This is a genomic window from Streptomyces sp. NPDC107581 (assembly GCF_055657175.1).
On the sequence record NZ_JBVKBH010000004.1, the window covers coordinates 249,718 to 269,598 of the forward strand.

Sequence of the window (19,881 nt, forward strand, 5' to 3'; positions counted from 1 at the left end):
GTGCGAAGGGTCTGGCCGGGCCACGGAGATCAGCCGATGCGAACGGTCTGGCCGGGGCAGGGACGCGGGCGGCAACGGTCGTCGGGGGCGACCGTCCGGTCAACCTCGGTCGGCCCGACGGCCGCAGCTTGATCGCCGACCGGTGTACGGCAGTAGGGTGACGCCCGTGGCACCACGACCCTTGCATGAAATCGTCGAACCGGGCTGGGCGAAGGCCCTGGAGCCCGTCGCCGGACAGATCGCCGCGATGGGCGACTTCCTGCGTACGGAGATCACCGCGGGACGCACCTACCTCCCGGCCGGCCCGAACGTCCTGCGCGCCTTCCAGCAGCCCTTCGACGAAGTGCGCGTGCTGATCGTCGGTCAGGACCCGTACCCGACTCCGGGGCACGCGGTCGGGCTGTCGTTCTCGGTCGCGCCCGAGGTGCGCCCGCTGCCGCCGAGCCTGATCAACATCTTCCGCGAGCTGAACACCGACCTGGGCCTGCCCCAGCCGTCCACCGGCGACCTCACCCCCTGGACGCAGCAGGGCGTCCTGCTCCTCAACAGGGCGCTGACCACGGCACCGCGCAGCCCGGCCGCCCACCGGGGCAAGGGCTGGGAGGAGGTCACCGAGCAGGCGATCCGGGCCCTGGCCGCGCGCGGCAAGCCGCTGGTGTCCATCCTGTGGGGCCGGGACGCCCGCAATCTGCGTCCGCTGCTGGGCAGTCTCCCGGCCGTGGAGTCCGCGCACCCCTCGCCCATGTCGGCCGACCGCGGCTTCTTCGGCTCGCGTCCGTTCAGCCGGGCGAACGAACTGCTGATCCAGCAGGGCGGACAGCCCGTGGACTGGCGCCTGCCGTGACCGTCCCCGGTTACCTCGCCGTGGACTCCGGAGGCTCCGGCCTCCGGGTCGCCGTCGGTGTTGCGGGCCGGGCGCCGTCGGCCCGTGGGGAGTCCGGGGAAGCGGTGCGCACCGGCGAGCGGGGGATCGATCCCGGCCATCTGATGGCTCAACTCGTCCCCCTGGCACGTGCGTTGACGGCGGAGGCCGGAGTGACCCGGCTGGACACGGCCGTTGTCGGTGCCGCCGGGTTCGCCTCCCTGGGGGACGCCCTGCGCGCCGAACTGCCGGGCGCGCTCGCCCGGGAGCTGGACGTGCGGACCGTGGCGCTCGCCGCCGACGCCGTCACCGCCTACGTCGGCGCCCTCGGGCCGCGGCCGGGCGCCGTGGTCGCCGCGGGCACCGGCCTGATCGCGATCGGCACCGACCTGACCAGGTGGCGGCGGGCGGACGGCTGGGGCCATCTGCTGGGCGACTGCGGCGGCGGCGCCTGGATCGGGCGGGCAGGCCTGGAGGCGGCGCTGCGCGCCCACGACGGCCGGGACGGCGGCTCCGGCCCGCTGCTCGCCTGCGCCGAGGAGCAGTTCGGTCCGGTGCGGGAGCTGCCCGGTCTGCTCTACCCGCGCACCGACCGCCCCGCCGTGCTGGCCTCCTTCGCACCCCGGGTGGCCGCCTGCGCCCCGCACGACCCGGTCGCCGCCGGGATCCTGCGCGCGGCGGCCCGGAACATGGCCGAGTCCGCGGCGGCCGTGTGCCCGGCGGCCGGGGAGCCGGAAGTGGCATTCACCGGCGGCCTCTTCAGGATGGGGGACCCGCTCCTTGTACCCCTGCGCGAGGAGTTGGCACGGCGGCTGCCGCACGCCCGGCAGGTTCCGGCCGAGGGGGATCCGCTGCACGGCTGCGTGCGGATCGCGACCGAGCTGTCAACGGGGTCACTCCCCCTTCCGGGTGAACCCCATCTGCTCTACGTGGTCATCACATAAGGGGATTGCCCCTTTCGCGGACCATGTGTCTGGTCATGCACCATGTGTCCGGCACGTGCCCCCAACACGTGCCAAAGGGGCGTAACTCATCAGACAAAAGCGGACGGAAACCGCTCACCTGCACCCTCCCCGAACAGAGGAGCCCAGGAAGCCAGTAACATGCGGCGCCATGAGCTCCCCCACTGGGCCCGCGTCCGGCCTGCCAGTACGAATGCCGCGACCCCGCCAGCCCGGACGGCACCGCCGACCGGAACCGCTGGTGGCTCCTGAGGACGCGCCCGCGCTCGTCCTCGCGGTGGCCGGCGCGCCCAGCGCCGCCTCGCGCAGCCTCGCCGAGGAGGTCGTGAGCATCGCCCGCTCCGAGCTGCCCGGCCTGGATGCCCGGATCGGTTACGTGGACGGGGACGACGCGGAGTTCCCGAGCCTGCGGCTGGTGCTGGCGCGCGCCGCCGAGTCGCGCGCCGCCCGTTACGAGCAGGCGGTCGCCGCCGGTCTCGAGGTCAAGGAGCCCGACGGCCCGGTCGCCGTCGTCGTCCCGCTGCTGGCCGGCCCGGACAGCGCCCTGCTGCGCCAGGTCCGGCAGTCCGTGATGGACAGCCGGGTCGCCGCCGAACTGACCGACGTCCTCGGGCCGCACCCGCTGCTCGCCGAGGCGCTGCACGTGCGTCTGTCAGAGGCGGGCCTGGCCCGCGCCGACCGCGCCCGCCTGTTCACCGTGGCCACCGCCGCGGACGGCATCATCCTGGCCTCCGTGGGCGGCGAGGAGGCCGTGCAGGCGGCCGGGATCACGGGCATGCTGCTCGCCGCGCGCCTGGCCGTGCCGGTGATGGCGGCGGCCCTGGACCAGGACGGCTCCATCTCCTCGGTCGCGGAGCAGCTGCGCTCCTCCGGCTCGCAGCAGCTGGCCCTCGCGCCGTACCTGATCGGCCCGGAGATCGACCCGGGGCTGCTCGTGGCAGCCGCCGAGGAGGCGGGCTGCGCCACGGCCGAGGCGCTCGGCGCCTACCCGGCGATCGGCAAGCTCGCCCTCGCCAAGTACACGACTGCGCTGGGTATCGCCCCGCATCTGGCGCAGGGCACGCCGGTCCGCTGACGCGGCACCGCACCGGACGGCACCGCACAGCACAGCACCACACCCGTACGACACAGGGCCCGCTCCAGTCACTGGAGCGGGCCCTGTCGGGTCCTGGGAGGCGCCGGGGTCGGCCCGGGGAGCTGCGTGCCCCGCGGCGCACGCGTGCGGCCCGTACGGCGTCACACCGGACCCTCGCCGCCGGTCCGGGCGCCCGCCACCGGTCCGGGTGGGCCGAACGGGCCGAGAGGCCGAGCGGGCCGAGAGGTCTGGTGGGCGGAGGGGCCGGGTGGGCTGGATGGGCCGAGCGCTGGGCAGGCCGGGGCCGCCCGAGCGCGGCGGGCGGGACGGCTGGGCGGGCGCCGGGCCCGGCTCAGCCGAAGACGACGCAGGCGGCCGCCGCGACCTCGACGGAGCCGTCGTAGCGGGGCAGGCCCGTCCTGTCGTCGACGGCGAACCAGGTCACGTCGCCGGAGCGTTCGTTGGCCGAGTAGAGGAAGCCGGCGTGCCCGGCCAGCGCGCGCGGCCAGTGCCCGCCGCACGGCACGGTGGCCATCAGCCGGAGCCCGGCCGCCTGGACCGCGAACACGGACAGGACGTCCTCGCCGCGGGTCGCGGTCCACACGAAGCGTCCGTCGGGAGAGACGACGATGCCCGACGGATAGGCGTCACCGGCCGGGGCGCCCGGCAGGACCGGAACCTCGGTCAGCGGCTTCAGGGAGCCTACGGCCGCGTCCCAGCGGCAGACGGTGACGGTCGGGGTGAGTTCGTTCACGACGTAGGCGTGCTCGCCGTCCGGGTGGAAGGCCAGATGGCGCGGGCCCGAGCCGGGGCGCAGCGCGATCTCCCGGTGCAGGACGGGGACGCCGCCCTGCAGGGTGCACACCCGGACCGAGTCGGTGCCGAGGTCGACGCTGAGAGCCCAGCGGCCGCTGGGGTCGGGCTGCACCTGATGGGCGTGCGGGCCGCGCTGGCGCCGGTCGTGCGGTCCGGAGCCGGTGTGCTGGAGCTGTCCCGAGGGCGCGGCCGCCAGGGTCCCGTCCGGGCGCAGCGGCACGGCGGTGACGCTGCCGGAGCCGTAGTTGGCGGTCAGGACGTGACCGGCGTACAGGCTGAGGTGTGTGGGTCCGCTGCCCTCCACGCGCACGGGCGGCCCGGCGGGTTCCGGCTTGTCGCCGCCGACGCGGAACGCGGCGACGGCGCCGTCGGCCGTCTCGCTGACCGCGTAGAGCATGTTCCCGTCGGGCGACAGGGCCAGGTAGGAGGGGTCGGGCAGGCTCCCGAGTCCGCCGGTGAGGATCAGCGCACCGCTTCCCGGGGCGACCTCCGCGACGACCAGCCCGGGGCCGCCCGCCGCTGTGAACGACCCGATGAACGCCCTGTGCCGCCGGCCGACTGCTGCCACCGCTGTCCCCTCTCCGTCGGAGCCAGTGCCGACGGTAGCAGTCGATCACCCAAGGTCTAGACCAAAAGGGTGACAGGGGCGTGGTGCGCCGGTGCCGGTCAGGCTCCCACCAGCGGCGATCCGGTCGGAGCCCGGAGGGGCTCGGCCAGGTCGGCGAGGGCTCGTTCCAGGCCGTGCAGATGAGCCAGGGCCGGCTCGGCAGGAGGTTCGGCGGGCAGGTGGACATGGTCCGAGCCTCCGTCGGTGAGCGCCTCGACCGCGGTCTTCACCCGCCAGCAGGCGGCGGCGAGGCGCGCGTCGTGGGAGGCCTCTGGGTCCGCGGTGACGGCGACCAGGCCGCGGACCTCGCGGGCGCAGTCGTCGAGGAGGACGAGGACCCGGCGTGCGCGCCGCTTGCGGCCGAGCATCGGGTTCAGCGGATGCACCAGCGGGGCGACCGAGAGCCGGACCCGGCCGAGCAGCTGCTCCAGCTCGGCCACGCGCGGCGCCGGGTCGGCGGTGGCCGAGCGAGGCGCGCGGCGGCCTGCGCGGTGCAGGCGTGCACACAGCGCAGGGCGCGCTGGATCCAGGCGTCGGTGGTGGCGTGCGTGGTGACGGGCAGCACGAACAGCACGGCCAGCACGGCACCGAGGGCGCCCACGCCGGTCTCGGTGAGCCGCAGGGCGAGCAGAGCGGGGCCGAGGACGCCGAGCAGGCCCTGGAGCAGCTCGGCGAGCAGGGTGACCCAGAGCATCATGAATGCTGTGGTGCAGCGGTTCTCGCAGGTGAAGAGGCTGCCAGCCGAGAGGGAGTCAGCAAACAGTCAACATCAGCATGTCACGCGCCGACGGCAGGAGCCGTCGCCACTTCGATCGCGCTTGAAGGCCGGTGCGCTATCCGTGACGTAGCGAAGCCATGTCACATCTCGACGGGTTCATCCCAGCTGCTGACGGTTCGCCTTCGCTGCGGTGGCACAACCTCCTCGACAACCAGCCCTACGCCCCAAGCTGCCTCGCCTGAGCCGACAGCTCGCATGGGCCGAATGAGGTGATCATTCCGACCTTCGAAGAGCTCAATGCCATCCGCGACGCGGCCGAGGACGACGGCCTCCGTCTTGTCATTGAGCTCATATCTGGGTGCGGCCATCGCAACGGAGAAGCTCATGCCGCAAACATCAAGTCGATTGTGACTGACGATGTCTATCGGATCAACGACCAGATCCACAGCGATAAGGTCCAGCCCGCACCGCTGAAGCACCGCAAGCGCGGAGAATTCCGCGAAGTGCCACTTCCCAGAAAGACCTACGACTTCTTCTCGTATTTTACTGATAAATACGGTACCGACAAGGACGGATATCTCCTTGTCAAGGGAAATGGCTCCGGCAGCCAGCACATACAGCATTATTTCTACGGGAAACAGACCCTGCGATGGCGATGGGACAGGTGTCTCGAACGGGCCGGTGTAGAGGTCAAGTACACGATGTACTCCTTCCGCCACCATTTCGCATCGAACTGCCTTACCCACGGCATTCCCATCACTGATGTCGCGGAGTGGATGGGACACAAATCAATCGAGGTCACCTACCGGATCTACCGGCACCTCGTGCCGGGCTCCATCACGAGAGCAGCCAGGATCCTCAACGAGCGGCTGTGAGCCGTCTGCCAGAGAGCGCCGGACCGTGGATCGACGCTCTTCCTCCCGTTCAGGAACGGACAAGTGGAGGGCGCGGAGGCAACCCAAGCGGCATCGCCAGCTCCGACAGAGCCTTCTCCAAGCCACGCAGATGCACGAGGGCCGACTCCGTCTCGTCCTGCTGGGGCAGCTCGCCGCTAGCGGACGCCACTCGTCTGCGCCCCAGGTCGCTGACAGTGAGTGCATCCACCGCTGCCTCGACCCGCCAGCAGGCATCGACCAGACGGGCGTCGTGCGACGCGACAGGATCGGCGGCAACGGACACCAGACCCCGCACTTCGCGGGCGCAGTCGTCGAGCAGCTCAATGACGCGGCGGGCACGGGATTTCCGAGCACGAAAGGGAGTCAAAGGGTGCATCAACGGAGCGAGTGCCATACGTACCCGGCCGAGCAGCAGTTCCAGTTCGGCGGCGTGCGGGCCAGGGTCGCCCTTCGGGTCTCCAGCGAGACGAGCGGTCGCTTCGGCGGTGGCCGCTTGGACGCAGTGCAGTGCCCGCTGGATCCAGGCATCGTTCGTGGCGTGCGTGGTGACCGGCAGGACGAGGGCCACGGCCAGCACGGCACATAGCGCGCCCACACCGGTCTCTGCAAGACGGAGCCCGAGCAGGCTGAGGTCCAGCACGCCCAGCAAGCCGTAAAGCAGGCTGGCCATAACCGTCACTGCCAGCATCATCCAGGAATACGAGACGGCGGCGGTGTAGAAGATGCCGAAGACACAGACGGCAACGAGGGCGGCCGTCGGCGCGGGCGCGCCATGCAGCGGGATGGCGACCAGCAGGCCGACGGCGATACCGATCACAGTTCCGAAGACCCGGCGGAAACCGCGGACCAGGGTTTCGCCGCGAGAAGCCGTGTTGACGAAGATCCACCAGACAGTACCGACGGCCCAGTACCAGCGCTCTTCGGAGAGCAGCTGCCCGACCAGAAGCGCGAGAGTCGAGGCAGCAGTGGCCTGGAAGGCTTGCCGGGTGGTGGGCCGCGCCAATCCGCTGCCGGGCAGGGCCGGCGGGGCTGCCGCAGGTGGGGTGTAACGCTCGATGGGCCAGAGCACGAAGCGCATGGCACCGGCCGCGAAGAGGGCAAGGCTTATGGCGGCGTACAGCTCGGGCAGCTGAACGGGAACCGCGTGCAGGAACTGCGGGATGAAGAAGTTCATGAACGCGAAGATCCCGAGCGCGTGGCCCCGCGGGCCCCAGCGGCGGGCATAGACCCCACAGAAGACGACGGCCAGGAACGCGGCGTCACGGGCCGGGGCGATGCCGTGCAGTGTGGTGGCAAGCGCCAGCACGGGGAATCCGGCGATAGGAAGCAGGGCGGTGGTGAGCCGTTGGCCAAGGACGGTCGCATCGGTGACCGTGAAGAGGGCGAGAAGTGCCGCGAGCCCTCCGGTGATCGATGCGGTGAGCGATAGCCCGCAGAGTTCGGAAACGGCGACGGCGGCGGCGACACCGATGACAGCACGGGTCGCGTTCCGCAGCCTCAAGCGCCCCGGGTCCGGAGCCACGAACATCCTTTTCACGGCGGTGCGCCGCCCCCCTCATGGTGGTACGCGTCCTGCCGCGGCGGTCGTCCCGGGTGGCGGACAACAAGCAGACACGACGAAGGCACCGCGGTCCGGGCCCGGCTTCGTCGCCGTCCGGCGCTCGCGGCGCCACAAGTACATGGATGGGACAAAGGTAACCACCGCCCTACCCATTGGCTCAACTGTCGCACCATTGACTGCACCAATGGCACAGCTGATCCGCCTCGATGTCGACCGCCGGGATGCCAATGGATCAGACTTCACCCCAGGCCCTGGGCAACACCTGACCTACCCCACCGGACTCTGGTAGCCACGCGCCACGCCCATCTGCGACCTCACGGCGACTTCCACCGCATCTCACCTGGCCGACTCCCCGACGACTGCGAAGACGCACCCGATTCCGGCTCACAGCGAGCCAATCTGCCCAACGCCCGTGAACCGACCGCCATGGACACCAAACCTGCTGGCGGATCGACCGTATATAGCAGCGAATCCCCGGTTATGGAAACCGGGGATGCTCCGGAACATAGGTGTCACCCGTGTGCGATACGTGGCAGTAGCGCACTGCGGAAGATGTTGACCGATACCCGCCTAAAGGACTCCGATGCTCGACGCCGCGAAGACCCCTCCTAATGGCATCCAGCCTTCGCCCAACCCTCCTCGAAGGACCCACCGAGTGGAGCCCGTCCTCATGGATACCAATGAGCTCGCAGCGATGCTGAACATGTCGGCAAGCTGGGTCTACCGGGAAGTGGCCAAATTTGGAAAAGGCTATGAACTCAGTAAAGGTCGAAATACGAAGGTTCTGCATAAAAGGACCGAGGTTCTTAAGTGGCTTGAGCAGCAGAAGATCCACTGAGGATTGGGACTCCCAGCCACACACCCACAGCCGTGCGGACGTACAGGGCGAGCGGATTTGTCGCCACCACATTGGAGCCTCGTCCAGCTCACCGCAGATGCGGGAGAGCCACTCCAATGCCGCCGCGGCGGGCAAGTTTGCGTCGCAGGTCGAGGCTCTCGTCGTGGGTCGGCGAGCCGATCCGCCTCGCGGAGAACGAGGTAGCGCATCCGACGCCTAGCCCGATGTCGGGCGTTGGGTACTGCTGCTGACCAGGCAGTTCGAGCGCCAGATGTTCCGGAATTACGCACGGGTTCCGCGCGGTTTGCGCACGGGTTCCGCGCGGTTTGCGCACGAGGCGTCGTTGCTGTTGCCGCCGCCGGACGAGGTGTTCGAGACGCCGGTCCTGTACGGCGGCGGTGGCGCGGTCGATCAGTGCCGCTGTCTCGGTCAACTGGCTCTTGGCATGCACTACCCAACAGGCCCGGGTCTGCTGGGGTCTGCTGCACGATCGGGTGGCATCTGAACTGGCTTGCCCTGAGGGGCGGGTGGGAAGGATGTCGCTGTACCCAAGCCCTATCCGGAAGAGTTCCGCCAGGACGTCGTGCGGGTCGCGAGGAACCGCGGCCCGGGTGTCACGGTCGAGCAGGTGGCCACCGAGGACACCGAGCACATGCTGCGGGGCATCCGTTATCCACTCACCGATCGCGATGAGCGACCGAGCCCCGGTCAGCACCGCCGAGACGGCTGCGCACAGCAGCGCGATGGCCGGATAGCGCAGTCCACGCGCATCGCGGGGATCGGCGACCAGGGTCAGGAAACATCGCAGGTCAACGACATCGCTTGAGGTGAGGGGATCACTCAGGGGGCCCAGTTGCTCCAGTGCGGAAGGGATGGGCGAGGATGTTCGGGCTGGCACGGTCTCGCTCGGTTCTCATGGGTCTCGACAACCACATGATCACCAGTACCGTGCCTGCTCTGCTTTGCGGGGTTCCTTGCTGCACAGCGGACATGACGGCACGTCACTCGCGAGACTGGCGAACGGACCGATCCTCATCACACAACGCCCCTGTCCGGTGGGGGCCCGCATGATGGACTCCGGCGCAGGTCGTCAGGCCTGGGGACTGCCCACGACGAGAGGTCGTCGCTGTCGGTCTGTTCCAGTAGCCGGGTCTCGTCGGCGGGCAGGCGCTCCGCGGGCGTGAGCCGGGTGGATCGGGCGGGCAGGAACCAGGCAACGGCGGCGGCGAGGACACAGAAGCCGGCGGAGATCCACAGCACCATGGTGTAGCCGGCCACCGTTGGTTGGCCGTTGCCATCGGCATGAGCGGCCAGGATGGTGGCGGTGAGCGCGCTGCCCAGGGAGAAGCCGGTGAAGCGGACCACCTGGTAGAAGCCCATGGCGCTCCCTGTCTCCCGGGCGGGGATCGCCTGCACGATCAAACCGGGAATCGCGGCGAAGGTGGTGCCCAGTCCCACTCCCAGGACACCTGTCATGACGAAGGCTTGCCACAGGGCGCCATGGAGGATGGCGAAGAATCCGCAGCCCAGCGCGGCCACAAGGCAGCCCAGCGTCAGCACCGCCCGGATCCCCACGCGTGTCACCAGGGTTGGCAGGGTGCGGGAGCTGATCAGCATGAAGAAGGACAGGGGGATGAGGACGAGGCCGGCCACGACTGACGATGCGGAGAATCCGAATCCGCCCGAGCGTGGGGACTGCACGAACTCCGTCACTCCCGAAAGCACCATGTACATCGCGACGCCGAGCACCATGGCGCAGGCATCGGCGGAAAGTACGGATGGATGGCGCAGCAGACGCAGCTGAACCAGCGGGTTCTCGGCGCGCAGCTGCTGCACGACCCAGACCGCGAAGAGCATCACCCCGGCGGCCAAGAGGCTGATGATCGCTGGCGAACCCCAACCCCACTGTGTCCCCTCTGCCACTGCCACCAGTGCGGTGACCAGCGCCAGTGCGAGCAGCACGGCGCCGACGCGGTCGAGCCGGTCAGGGGCACTGCGCCCCGCGCTCGACGGTACGACTGCGGCGACACAGATCAACGCGAGGCCGGACACGAACGCACCGAACCAGTACGCACCCGCCAATCCCCACGCCCCGGCGATCCACCCGCTGATCGGGTAACCGGCGCCGAGGCCGGCCCCCGCCGATACCGACAACAGTGCGATCATCGGCGCGACCTTGGCCTGAGGCAGTGCGTCCCGAGCGGTGGCCATCGCCAGCGGCGCCAGGCCGAGTCCGACGCCTTGCAGCCCGCGGCCGACGAGCAATATCCCCATATTGCCTGCCAGCGCAGCCACGACACCACCCGCCGTGACCACAGCCAAGCCACCGAGCAACGTCACTCGCCGTCGCGAGCCGTCGCCGAGCCGGCCCAGGACCGGGGAACTCCCCGCGCCGACCAGCAGCGCCACCGTCAGCGACCACTGGGCCGCGCTCAGCGACTCATGAAATTCGCGAGCGACAGTGGGGATCAGCGGAGCGCCGAACGAGCTGATGATGCTGGAGACCAGCGTGGCCAGCACCAGCACAGGCCCGATCAGCGTGCTGCGACGCCTCTCCGCCATCACCGTGCCCCTTCGGTCCGCCGCGTGCCAGTCAGCCGTTTGACGACCTCGACCGCGCCGATCATCGTCGCAAGCTCGGTGTCTGCAAGGCTGAGCAACGTGCGTCGGAGAAACTGTGTGATGTGCTCGCCGAACCCCGAGTAGTCGCTGACGACGTCATCAGCGACCGGAACGTCGGACGGCTGGAAGTAGCGCGCGATGTCGACCGCAACGGCGTCCGGCTGACCGATGATCCGCCGGGTCGGCACGTGACGTATGGCCATCAGACCTCCCTCCCAAGAAAATTACGTGCGGCTTGCACGCAACAACTCTACGCCCATTCCGTGCGGTTCGCACGTATCATTGCTGGATGGCGGATACAGGCTTGGCACGTGACCTGGGGCAAGCGCTGGGACAGCTGCTGCTGCGGCGCAACCGGAGCGCGCTCTACGACGCGATCCTCGACTCGGCGCCGACGGGTGTCGATCGTCAGACCTATCCGGTGCTCAGTGGGCTGGCCAGGCTAGGACCGCAATCTGCGGCGCGGCTCGCCGACGAGGTCGGTATCGACCGATCCGGCGCGAGTCGCTATGCCGACCGGCTCGTAAGCGCGGGCCTGATCGAGCGCAGTCCCGACCCCTGCGACGGCCGGGCCACCCTGCTCGCATTGACGCCCAAGGGCCGCGCCACGGTCACCAAGCTCCGCAACGCGCTGACCCAGCACCTCGCGGGCCGGATCGCGAACTGGCCCGATGGGCAGGCGCAGGCGCTGATCGACGGTATTCGCCTGCTCATCGACACTCCCCCGGACTGACGCCTCCGGCCGTCAGCGCCGGACAGCATCCTCCGTTTGGGAAGACGTGCGGGGTGGACCAATCCGACGTCCCACCTGCCCCGTGCCATGGCCTCGCTGCATAACCTCGCCATCAGCGTCTTCCGCCAAGACGGCCAGACCAACATCGCCGCCGCCTTCCGCCACGCCGGCCCCTACGAGCCCTCGGTCTCACATAACGAACCCGGACAGATCTCGATCACGCAATGACCCTGCCCATATGTCCGGGGGAATCGTCGGCGGGCTGCCTCAGGTATGGCGGTACTCCGGCTGCACGTGAAACAGCGGCTGCCACCGTTGTACCTGTTCAGACGGCATCCGCATCTAGTGCAGCGACGGGCTGCCCCTGGCGGTCGTACGCCTGCGGTCTGTCCGGCCAGCACAGACTCACTCCTTGCATGCAGACGAGTGGGCCCTCTCCACGGCAGGGCTCTGATCGGTGTCACGGCCAGTTGTTGGCTCTGAGGCCCCGTTGGTGGCCCAAAGCACTAGGACACCCGAAGCGGGAGGGCTAAGAGCAGGCCTTTGACCGGTCAACTCGGCCAAGTTGCAAGCGAGTTGCCGTCTCGTCGGCCGTCGGCTGCTTCACCATCCCAAGCAAGGGCCCACACGCCTTCGTCAACGGCGGCCGCGCCCTGCAACGGCTCTGGCTCACCGCCACTTCCCTCGGCTTGGGATTCCAGCCCCACACCTCCCTGCTCTACCTGTTCGCCCGCGTGGAAGGTGGCAGCGAGACCGGACTCGACGCCACCGAGACCGACGTTCTGCGCACTCGGTTCGTCCAGCACGATGGCCGTCGTCGGCAAGATCGTGACGATCACCGGCGACGGCCGTCCGGAGACCGGGCCCGGCATGTGCCGCTTCCCTCGTATAAAAGGGAAGCGAGGAGGAGGGGACAACCTCAACACCTATCTCACCGCCGGAATGCGCCGCTACATTCACCGACCGCGACTGGCTCACCGTCTACCAGCTACCGCCCTACGCACCCGACCTCCACCCGGTCGAAGGCATCTGGTCCGTCCTGCACCGCACCACCACCGCCAACCGGGTCTTCAGGACCCCAGCCGACTTAATCACCGCGATCCGGCACGGCCTCCGCCAACTCCAGTACCGACACGACGTCCTCGACGGCTGCCTCACCGGCACCAGACTCCTCGATTCACCGTGACGACATCACGCATTCAAGGTCAGTAGCAAGGAGAGTGGACAGTTGTGCGGGTGGGGGTGCGGGATTAGAGTAAACGGCCGTGCTCGGAGTGGTCGGCGGGGGCCGGTTAACCCGGGCCTGAGGGAAAGGAATTCCGTCTTGACCGAGACCGAGACCGAGAACGCCGCCGCCGCCGATCCCGCGATACCCGACAGAACCGAACGGCCCGACAGCCCCGGCGGGATCGAGTTACTCGCCTCGCTCAGCCCCGACTTCGACGCCGACCCGTACACCGCCTTCGCGCGGCTGCGCGAGCGCGGTCCGGTGCACCAGGTAGTGACGCCCGATAGGGGCGTGGTGTGGCTCGTGGTCGGGTACGAGGCCGCGCGCGAGGCCTTCACCGCCCCGCAGCTCAGCCGGGACTGGCATCGCGAGTGGCGGCAGACCGGCTGGAGCCCGCCGTACGCCCTGAACATGCTCGGCAACGCCAACATGCTGATGAGCGACCCGCCCCACCACACCCGGCTGCGGAAGCTGGTGGCGGGGGAGTTCACGGCCCGGCGGGTCGAGGGGATGCGGGGCCGCGTCCAGGAGATCACCGACGAGTTGCTGGACCGCATGACGGCGGACGGAGCGCGCCGCGCCGACCTCATCGAGGCGTTCGCCTCCCCGCTCCCCATGATCGTCATCTCCGAACTGCTCGGCGTCCCCGGCCTGGACCGCGCCTCCTTCCACGCCTGGTCCAATGAGACCCTCGCGCCCACCAGCCCCGAGGCGGAGAAGGAGGCGTACGAGCAGGTCATGCCGTATCTCACAGAGCTCATCGCCGCCAAGCGCGAGAGCCCCGGGGAGGACCTGCTCAGCGCCCTCGTCCACACGGTCGACGAGGGCGGCGACCGGCTCACCGAGGACGAGCTGGTCTCGTTGGCCTTCCTGCTGCTCGTCGCCGGGCACGAGACGACGGTCAACACGATCGGCAACGCGGTACGCGCGCTCCTCGCGCACCCCGAGCAGCTGGCGGCCGTACGGGCCGATCCGGCGGGGCTGGCGGTGGGGCTGGTGGAGGAGACGCTGCGCTACGACGGGCCGGTGGCGACCACCACGCCGCGCATCGCCCTGGAGGAGACCGAGGTCGGCGGCGTACGGGTGCCGCGCGGTGCCATCGTGCTGATCGCCATGGCCGGCGCGGACCACGACCCGGCGCGCTTCCCCGATCCGGAACGCTTCGACGTACGGCGTAGCGAGGCCCGGGGCCATCTCTCCTTCGGACACGGGATCCACTTCTGCCTGGGCGCCCCGCTCGCCCGCCTCGAGGGCGAGGTGGCGCTGCGCACGCTACTGGAGCGCTGCCCGGACCTGGCGGCGGACGGGGAGCCGGGGGAGTGGCTCCCGGGGATGCTGATCCGGGGGAGGCGGAGCCTGCCGGTGCGGTGGTGATACGCCCGCCGCGGGCGGGCTGACGGGCGGGTGAGCGGTCGCGGCACGCCGTTCGCGCAGGTCAGCGGGGACTGTCAGCGGCGGGGTCCGCACTGTCCGCAGCGCTGCGACAGAGGCGTCACGCACTGGACAGGAGAGAGGCGATCGTCATGACCGCGACCCTGCTGCTGGTGAGCACCAGGAAGGGGCTCTTCCTCGCCCACCGGCACGACAGGGCATGGGAGTTCGAGGAGTCGCCCTTCCCCGACCAGGCCGTGTTCGCCGAGACCATCCACGCGCGGCACTCGAGCGGGCCCCGGCTGCTCGCCTCCGGGGACAGCGCGCACTGGGGCCGAGCGTCTTCCACTCCGACGACCTCGGCGCCAGCTGGCAGGAGCCCGAGCGGCCCGCCGTGCGCTTCCCGGAGGGGACCGGGGTCTCGCTCGAGCGGGTGTGACAGCTGATCCCGGCGCCCGCCGAGGGGCCCGAGGTGGTGTATGCGGGGGCGGAGCCCACCGCGCTGTTCCGTTCTGCGGACGGGGGCGAGATCTTCGAGCTCGTACGCGGCCTGTGGGACCACCCGCTGCCACGACGCGGCCGCCTTCATCGGCGGGGTCAGCTACAGCGAGCTGGCAGCCCATCCCGGGGCCCTCGACCAACTGAGGCAGGACCTGCGCATCGACGGCCGGCACGACGCCGCCCAACTCGAGCAGTTCCTCACCCACCTTGGCGAAGGTGTCACCGCGATGCTGTTCCGCTGCCCCGTCTGCGACACCTATCTCACCTACGCCGACGCCTCATTACGGCCACTGAGCTCGGCAGCTCGCGAGATCGAACTGATCATCCCTTCAGAAGAACCGCACCCAACGCACTTAGCCTCCGGGAGAAGCTCCATGTCTGCTGTTGAAGCCATTGAGCAGCCTGAGTGGCCCGGCCGGGGGCTCGCAGAGGCTGAAGAGGCACCTCACCCGACCGGATGGCCCAGGACCCTGGCCGGGCGTGGTCATTGCACACGAGGTACTCGGCGTTGACGACGTCATGCTCCGCTAAGCCGAGCGCCTGGCCGGCGCTGGGTACTTCACGCTGATGCCCGACCTGTTCACCGAGGGCGGCGCACGGCGCTGCCGAGGAACGCCAGGTCCCGGGCGACCGGGTGATCGTGCAGCTCGGCGGCCACGGCGAGCACGGGCAGGCCGACGGCGGGCAGCAGCGCGGTGGTGACCGCCTGCCCCCGCACGGTGGCGTCGGCGACGGTGAACAGGGCGAGCAGGGCGGCGAGACCGCCGGTGACCGCACCCGGCAGGGAGTGCCCGGCGAGCCCGCACACCACGACCGCAAGCCCGATGCCGAGGACGGCCCGCGCGGCGAAGCACAAGCGCACCCACCCCGGGTCCGGCGCCGCGAACACTCTCTTCAGCACTGCTTCCCTCCCCTGGAGAACACCTGAGAACACCCGCGAACACCTCTGAACAGCTGTGAACACCTCTGAACACCTGTGAACACGTGGACCACCCACATACGAAAGGCGCCGCGGGGATCCGCAGCGCCATCGATGTGTCCATGAGAGCTTCACAGAGCTCGATGGCTCAGGTGTTGTCCTCATCACTGCGCCAATGGCCCATTGCCGGATCAACTCCTCCGCTCACCGGAAAGCCAACGGACCAGGTCGGGCGGCATCTCTGCACTTCGCTCCGCTGAGCCATTGGTACAGTCGTGCCTCATGACCGTGGACGAGCTCGACACCCGCATCCTGCGGCTGCTCCTGGAGCAGCCGCGCACGAGCGTGCGCGAGTACGCCCGGACCCTGGGCGTCGCCCGGGGCACGCTGCAGGCCCGTCTGGACCGCATGGAACGGGACGGCGTGATCACCGGTACGGGCCCCTCGCTCTCCCCCGCGGCGCTCGGCCACCCGGTGCTCGCGTTCGTGCACATCGAGGTCACCCAGGGCCACCTGGACGACGTCGGGGACGCGCTGGCCGCCGTGCCGGAGATCGTGGAGGCGTTCTCGATCACCGGCGGCGGGGATCTGCTGGCCCGGGTGGTGGGGCGGGACAACGCCCATCTGGAGGATGTGATCCAGAAACTGATCAGCCTGCCGGGAGTGGTGCGCACCCGTACCGAGGTGGCCCTGCGCGAGCGGGTGCCGCACCGGCTGCTGCCGCTGGTCGAGTCGCTCGGGCGGGCGGCCCGCGCCTGACCCTTGGCATCCTGGACCGCATGAGCACGCTCGGGACTCTTTCGGTCATCTTCGATCTCGACGGAACGCTGGTGGACAGCGAGCCGAACTACTACGAGGCGAGCCGGCGGACCCTGGCCGAACACGGCGTCCCGGACTTCACCTGGGCGGAACACGAGAGCTATGTCGGGATCAGCACCCTGGAGACGGTCGCGCTCTGGCAGGAGCGCTATGGCCTGCGTGCCCCGCTGGACGAGCTCCTCGCCGCGATGAACCGGCGCTATCTGGAACTGGCCCGCAGCGGCACGCCCGCGTATCCCGAGATGCGGAAGTTCGTGGAACTGCTGGCCGCCGAGGGGGTCCAGCTGGCGGTGGCCTCCGGCTCGTCCCGCGAAGCGATCGAGGCCGTCCTCGCCGGGACCGGCCTCGGCGCGTTCCTGCGCACGGCCGTCTCCGCCGACGAGGTGGCGCACGGCAAGCCCGCCCCCGACGTCTTCCTGGAGGCGGCCCGGCGGCTCGGCGCGGACCCCGCCGACTGCGTGGTCCTGGAGGACGCGGCCCCGGGCGCGGCCGCCGCACACGCGGCCGGAATGCGCTGCATCGCCGTCCCGTACGTGGCCGCCCAGGCGGACGCGCCGGGGTTCGCCACGGCGGCGCTGCTGCTGCGGGGCGGCCAGGCGGAGTTCACGGCACAGTCGGCGTACGCCTGGCTCACGGAAGCGGCCCGCTCGGCCTGATCGGCTCCCCCACCCGTGGGTACCGCTGCCCCTCACCCGCCTCTTCCCCATCCGCTGCGGTGCAGGCACGGAGCGGCCGCTACGACGCAGGCGCGGCGCAGGCGCAGACCGACCGCTGCTACGCAGGCGCGGACCGGCCGTCACGGCGCCGGCGCGGACCGGCCGCTGCTTCGGCGCAGGCGCGGACCGGCCGTCACGGCGCCGGTGCGGACCGGCCGCTGCCAGGGCGCAGGCGGGGACCGATGGTCTCGGCGGCGGCTACGACGCGCGCGGAAGCGCTCCTTGCGTGCGTTGAGCCTGGCGGCTGCTTAGCGTGACCCCATGACCACAGTCCAGGCCCGGCCCGCCCCCGACGACCGGCGGTGGAAGGCGCTCGCGGTCTGTCTGACAGCGGGCTTCATCTCGCTGCTCGACACCTCGATCGTGAACGTGGCACTGCCCTCGATGGAGCACGGACTGGGCGCCTCCGAGGCCTCCCAGTCATGGGTGGTGTCGGGGTACGCCCTCACCTTCGGGCTGGCCCTCGTGCCGGCGGGCCGGCTGGGCGACATGCGCGGGCGGCGCCAGGCCTTCCTGTTGGGGCTCGCCGTGTTCACGCTGGCCTCGGCCGCGTGCGGGCTCGCCCCCAGTGCCTCCTGGCTGGTGCTGTTCCGGCTGATCCAGGGCACAGCCGCGGGCATGGTCGCACCCCAGACCTCGGGGCTGATCCAGCAGATGTTCCAGGGCGCCGAGCGGGCCAAGGCCTTCGGCCTGCTCGGCAGCGTCATCGGGGTCTCGACCGCGGTGGGCCCGCTGGCGGGCGGCCTGCTGATCGACGCCGTCGGTACCGACGACGGCTGGCGCTGGGTGTTCTTCGTCAACCTGCCCATCGGGGTGGCCGCCCTCGTCGCGGGGCTGCGGCTGCTGCCCCGTTACCCGGCGTCCGCGGGCAGGCGGGAGGAGTTCGACCTGTTCGGGGTGCTGCTCCTCGGCTCGGCCGTGCTCGCGCTGATGCTGCCCCTGGTGCAGGAGCAGCAGTGGACCGGGCGGCTGAAGTGGGCGCTGATGCCGGTGGCCGCGCTGCTGCTGGCCGCGTTCTGGGTGTGGGAGCGCCGTCAGGGGCGGCTCGGCCGGGCGCCACTGGTCGACCTGGACCTGTTCTCCTTGCGGTCCTTCACGCTCGGCGCACTGATCAGCCTGACCTACTTCGCGGGCTTCACCACGGTGTTCTTCGTCTACGCGCTGTTCCTGCAGAACACGGTCGGCTACAGCGCACTGGCCGCGGGGCTCAGCGTCCTGCCCTTCGCGGCCGCCTCGGCGGTCGGCGCCGCCATCGGGGGCCGGCTGGTGGTGCGGTACGGACGCAAGATCGTCGTCATGGGGCTCAGCGGGGTGGCGGTGGGGCTGCTCGGGGCGGTCGTGGCGGTCCGGCTGGTGCCCTTGGAGAGCGTCGGGTGGGCCACGGCACTGCCGATGTTCATCGGGGGGATCGGCTCCGGCATCACGGTCTCCCCCAACACGACCCTCACCCTCACCCGCGTTCCCGTGCACCGTGCCGGTGCGGCCGGCGGCGTGCTGCAGACGGGGCAGCGCATCGGCTCGGCGGCCGGGATCGCGGTGGTGGGCGCGGTGTACTTCGCGCACCAGGCGAACCACGGACGCTCCGTCACGGCGATTCAGCTCGGGCTGCTCACCGCCGTGGGGATCATCATGATCGCGCTGCTACTGGCGGTCGCGGACCTGCGGGAGCGCCAGGTGCGTCCGGAGCAGGAGGCCGCGGGCGGGACGGTCCGGCGGGGTTCCGAGGAGGGCGGGGCGGAGGAAGCGGTCAAGCGCGGTGTCTGAGCGGTGCGTGAGGGGTCACGACCTGCGGCGCGGCTTGCCCCGCTTGGCCGGCTTGCCCGCGCCGCCCGATCCCGCGCGGCCCCGTGCGGTACGGCTCGCGGGCTTGCCGCCCGTCGACTTCGCGCCCGTCGAATTCGAGCCTGCGGGCTTCTGCCGGGAGCCCCCCTGCTCCGGACGCTTCTGCTTCTGCTCGGCCTCGCCCTTGGCCGCCGTACGCCCCCGCGTGCTGTTGACCGTGCGGCCGCGGACGATGCCGATGAAGTCCTCCACCAGGTCGGTGGTGGCCTCCTCGGGCCAGGACAGCGCGATGCTCGACTGGGGAGCGTCCACGACCGGGCGGTAGGTGAGGTCCCTGCGGTGGTACAGGCGGGCCAGGGACTGGGGGACGATCAGCAGGCCGACGCCGGCCGCCACCAGCTCGAGGGCGTCCGGTGTCGTCGCGGGGCGCTCGAAGGCGGGCTCGCCGGGCGGGGCGTCCCAGTCGAAGACGTCGTCCAGGGGGTGGAAGAGCACCTCCTCGGCGAGATCGGCCAGGTTCACCTCGTCCACCGCCGTGATCAGGTGGTCCTTGGGGACGACGACCACCGTGGTCTCGGTGTAGAGGGGGATCGCGCTGAAGACCGTGCGGTCGACCGGCAGCCGTACGAGCCCCGCGTCGGCCTCGCCCGCGCGCAGCATGTCCGGTACCTCGCCGGCGGGGACCTGGAGAAGGGTGAGCGGGATGCCGGGCAGGCGCTCGTTCCAGATCCGCGCCCACTTGGCGGGCGTCGCTCCGGGGACGTACGCGAGCCGGAACGACGGTGATTCCTGCGAGCCTGTCACCAGGCCAGGTTACCGGCCGTGGTCGGCCTTGCGGCACGCGGCCGATACCCT

The 19,881-nt window shown here is 70.4% G+C and carries 19 protein-coding genes and 3 pseudogenes; 13 read left to right on the forward strand and 9 right to left on the reverse strand.

Translation table 11 applies throughout. The features are described 5' to 3' along the window. Positions 1-166: 166 nt before the first annotated feature. The 3 genes from ACZ7P3_RS11135 to ACZ7P3_RS11145 all read left to right on the forward strand — a co-directional run bounded on the left by ACZ7P3_RS11135 (position 167) and on the right by ACZ7P3_RS11145 (position 2,899). Positions 167-844 (forward strand): uracil-DNA glycosylase, encoded by a 678-nt coding sequence (locus ACZ7P3_RS11135; RefSeq protein ID WP_472080624.1) that lies wholly within the window; start codon positions 167-169, stop codon positions 842-844. Next, on the forward strand, positions 841-1,806 hold the full coding sequence (locus tag ACZ7P3_RS11140; RefSeq protein ID WP_472080625.1) for an N-acetylglucosamine kinase: 966 nt from the start codon (positions 841-843) through the stop codon (positions 1,804-1,806). The genes ACZ7P3_RS11135 and ACZ7P3_RS11140 overlap by 4 nt, the downstream gene beginning before the upstream one ends. Before the next feature lie 169 nt (positions 1,807-1,975). Further along, complete coding sequence (locus ACZ7P3_RS11145; RefSeq protein WP_472080626.1) at positions 1,976-2,899, forward strand: sirohydrochlorin chelatase; 924 nt, start codon at positions 1,976-1,978, stop codon at positions 2,897-2,899. Positions 2,900-3,251: 352 nt separating this feature from the next. Here ACZ7P3_RS11145 and ACZ7P3_RS11150 read toward each other — a convergent pair whose 3' ends face one another. After that, on the reverse strand, positions 3,252-4,283 hold the full coding sequence (locus tag ACZ7P3_RS11150; RefSeq protein WP_472080627.1) for a lactonase family protein: 1,032 nt from the start codon (positions 4,281-4,283) through the stop codon (positions 3,252-3,254). Between the two features lie 98 nt (positions 4,284-4,381). Beyond that, a pseudogene (locus ACZ7P3_RS11155) lies at positions 4,382-5,022 on the reverse strand (FUSC family protein); the annotation flags it as partial. 287 nt (positions 5,023-5,309) lie between these two features. Here ACZ7P3_RS11155 and ACZ7P3_RS11160 point away from each other — a divergent pair. Then, a complete protein-coding gene (locus ACZ7P3_RS11160; protein WP_472080628.1) occupies positions 5,310-5,915 on the forward strand; it encodes a tyrosine-type recombinase/integrase in 606 nt (201 codons plus the stop codon). Positions 5,916-5,964: 49 nt separating this feature from the next. Here the strand turns inward: ACZ7P3_RS11160 and ACZ7P3_RS11165 are convergent, their stop codons facing one another. Continuing rightward, the gene (locus ACZ7P3_RS11165) at positions 5,965-7,464 is read right to left on the reverse strand and encodes an FUSC family protein (RefSeq protein WP_472080629.1); all 1,500 of its coding nucleotides are present in this window, start codon (positions 7,462-7,464) and stop codon (positions 5,965-5,967) included. Between the two features lie 703 nt (positions 7,465-8,167). Between ACZ7P3_RS11165 and ACZ7P3_RS11170 the strand changes: the two genes are divergently transcribed. Further along, complete coding sequence (locus ACZ7P3_RS11170) at positions 8,168-8,335, forward strand: hypothetical protein (protein ID WP_472080630.1); 168 nt, start codon at positions 8,168-8,170, stop codon at positions 8,333-8,335. An 88-nt stretch (positions 8,336-8,423) separates the two neighbouring features. Here the strand turns inward: ACZ7P3_RS11170 and ACZ7P3_RS11175 are convergent, their stop codons facing one another. The 3 genes from ACZ7P3_RS11175 to ACZ7P3_RS11185 all read right to left on the reverse strand — a co-directional run bounded on the left by ACZ7P3_RS11175 (position 8,424) and on the right by ACZ7P3_RS11185 (position 11,160). Next, positions 8,424-9,233 (reverse strand): transposase family protein, encoded by an 810-nt coding sequence (locus ACZ7P3_RS11175; RefSeq protein ID WP_472080631.1) that lies wholly within the window; start codon positions 9,231-9,233, stop codon positions 8,424-8,426. Between the two features lie 137 nt (positions 9,234-9,370). Then, a complete protein-coding gene (locus ACZ7P3_RS11180; RefSeq protein ID WP_472080632.1) occupies positions 9,371-10,897 on the reverse strand; it encodes an MFS transporter in 1,527 nt (508 codons plus the stop codon). Next, the gene (locus ACZ7P3_RS11185; RefSeq protein ID WP_472080633.1) at positions 10,897-11,160 is read right to left on the reverse strand and encodes a hypothetical protein; all 264 of its coding nucleotides are present in this window, start codon (positions 11,158-11,160) and stop codon (positions 10,897-10,899) included. Before ACZ7P3_RS11185 ends, ACZ7P3_RS11180 begins: the two co-directional genes overlap by 1 nt. An 86-nt stretch (positions 11,161-11,246) precedes the next feature. On the opposite strand from ACZ7P3_RS11185, the gene ACZ7P3_RS11190 reads away from it, so the two are divergent. Next, positions 11,247-11,690, forward strand: a complete 444-nt coding sequence (locus tag ACZ7P3_RS11190; protein ID WP_472080634.1) for a MarR family winged helix-turn-helix transcriptional regulator — start codon at positions 11,247-11,249, stop codon at positions 11,688-11,690. 551 nt (positions 11,691-12,241) lie between these two features. Here ACZ7P3_RS11190 and ACZ7P3_RS11195 read toward each other — a convergent pair. Beyond that, complete coding sequence (locus tag ACZ7P3_RS11195; RefSeq protein ID WP_472080635.1) at positions 12,242-12,529, reverse strand: hypothetical protein; 288 nt, start codon at positions 12,527-12,529, stop codon at positions 12,242-12,244. An 89-nt stretch (positions 12,530-12,618) separates the two neighbouring features. Here ACZ7P3_RS11195 and ACZ7P3_RS11200 point away from each other — a divergent pair, with 89 nt between their 5' ends. The 4 genes and pseudogenes from ACZ7P3_RS11200 (at position 12,619) to ACZ7P3_RS11215 (ending at position 15,302) form a co-directional block, all read left to right on the forward strand. Next, a complete protein-coding gene (locus tag ACZ7P3_RS11200) occupies positions 12,619-12,876 on the forward strand; it encodes a transposase (protein ID WP_472081049.1) in 258 nt (85 codons plus the stop codon). Between the two features lie 222 nt (positions 12,877-13,098). Then, positions 13,099-14,292, forward strand: coding sequence for a cytochrome P450 family protein (locus ACZ7P3_RS11205; protein WP_472081050.1), 1,194 nt, complete (start codon positions 13,099-13,101; stop codon positions 14,290-14,292). A 149-nt stretch (positions 14,293-14,441) separates the two neighbouring features. Beyond that, a pseudogene (locus ACZ7P3_RS11210) lies at positions 14,442-14,854 on the forward strand (WD40/YVTN/BNR-like repeat-containing protein); the annotation flags it as partial. After that, positions 14,769-15,302 (forward strand): CbrC family protein, encoded by a 534-nt coding sequence (locus ACZ7P3_RS11215; protein ID WP_472080636.1) that lies wholly within the window; start codon positions 14,769-14,771, stop codon positions 15,300-15,302. The pseudogene ACZ7P3_RS11210 and the gene ACZ7P3_RS11215, both read left to right, overlap by 86 nt. A 95-nt stretch (positions 15,303-15,397) precedes the next feature. Here the strand turns inward: ACZ7P3_RS11215 and ACZ7P3_RS11220 are convergent. Beyond that, positions 15,398-15,691 (reverse strand): annotated as a pseudogene (locus ACZ7P3_RS11220) (FUSC family protein); the annotation flags it as partial. A gap of 300 nt (positions 15,692-15,991) precedes the next feature. On the opposite strand from ACZ7P3_RS11220, the gene ACZ7P3_RS11225 reads away from it, so the two are divergent. The 3 genes from ACZ7P3_RS11225 (at position 15,992) to ACZ7P3_RS11235 (ending at position 19,008) form a co-directional block, all read left to right on the forward strand. Further along, entirely contained in the window at positions 15,992-16,468 is a 477-nt protein-coding gene (locus ACZ7P3_RS11225) for an Lrp/AsnC family transcriptional regulator (protein ID WP_472080637.1), read from the forward strand. Positions 16,469-16,488: 20 nt separating this feature from the next. Continuing rightward, positions 16,489-17,184, forward strand: coding sequence for an HAD family hydrolase (locus ACZ7P3_RS11230; protein ID WP_472080638.1), 696 nt, complete (start codon positions 16,489-16,491; stop codon positions 17,182-17,184). Between the two features lie 321 nt (positions 17,185-17,505). Then, complete coding sequence (locus ACZ7P3_RS11235) at positions 17,506-19,008, forward strand: MFS transporter (protein ID WP_472080639.1); 1,503 nt, start codon at positions 17,506-17,508, stop codon at positions 19,006-19,008. Positions 19,009-19,023: 15 nt separating this feature from the next. Here the strand turns inward: ACZ7P3_RS11235 and ACZ7P3_RS11240 are convergent, their stop codons facing one another. Then, a complete protein-coding gene (locus ACZ7P3_RS11240; protein WP_472080640.1) occupies positions 19,024-19,830 on the reverse strand; it encodes a LysR family substrate-binding domain-containing protein in 807 nt (268 codons plus the stop codon). Between the last annotated feature and the right edge of the window lie 51 nt (positions 19,831-19,881).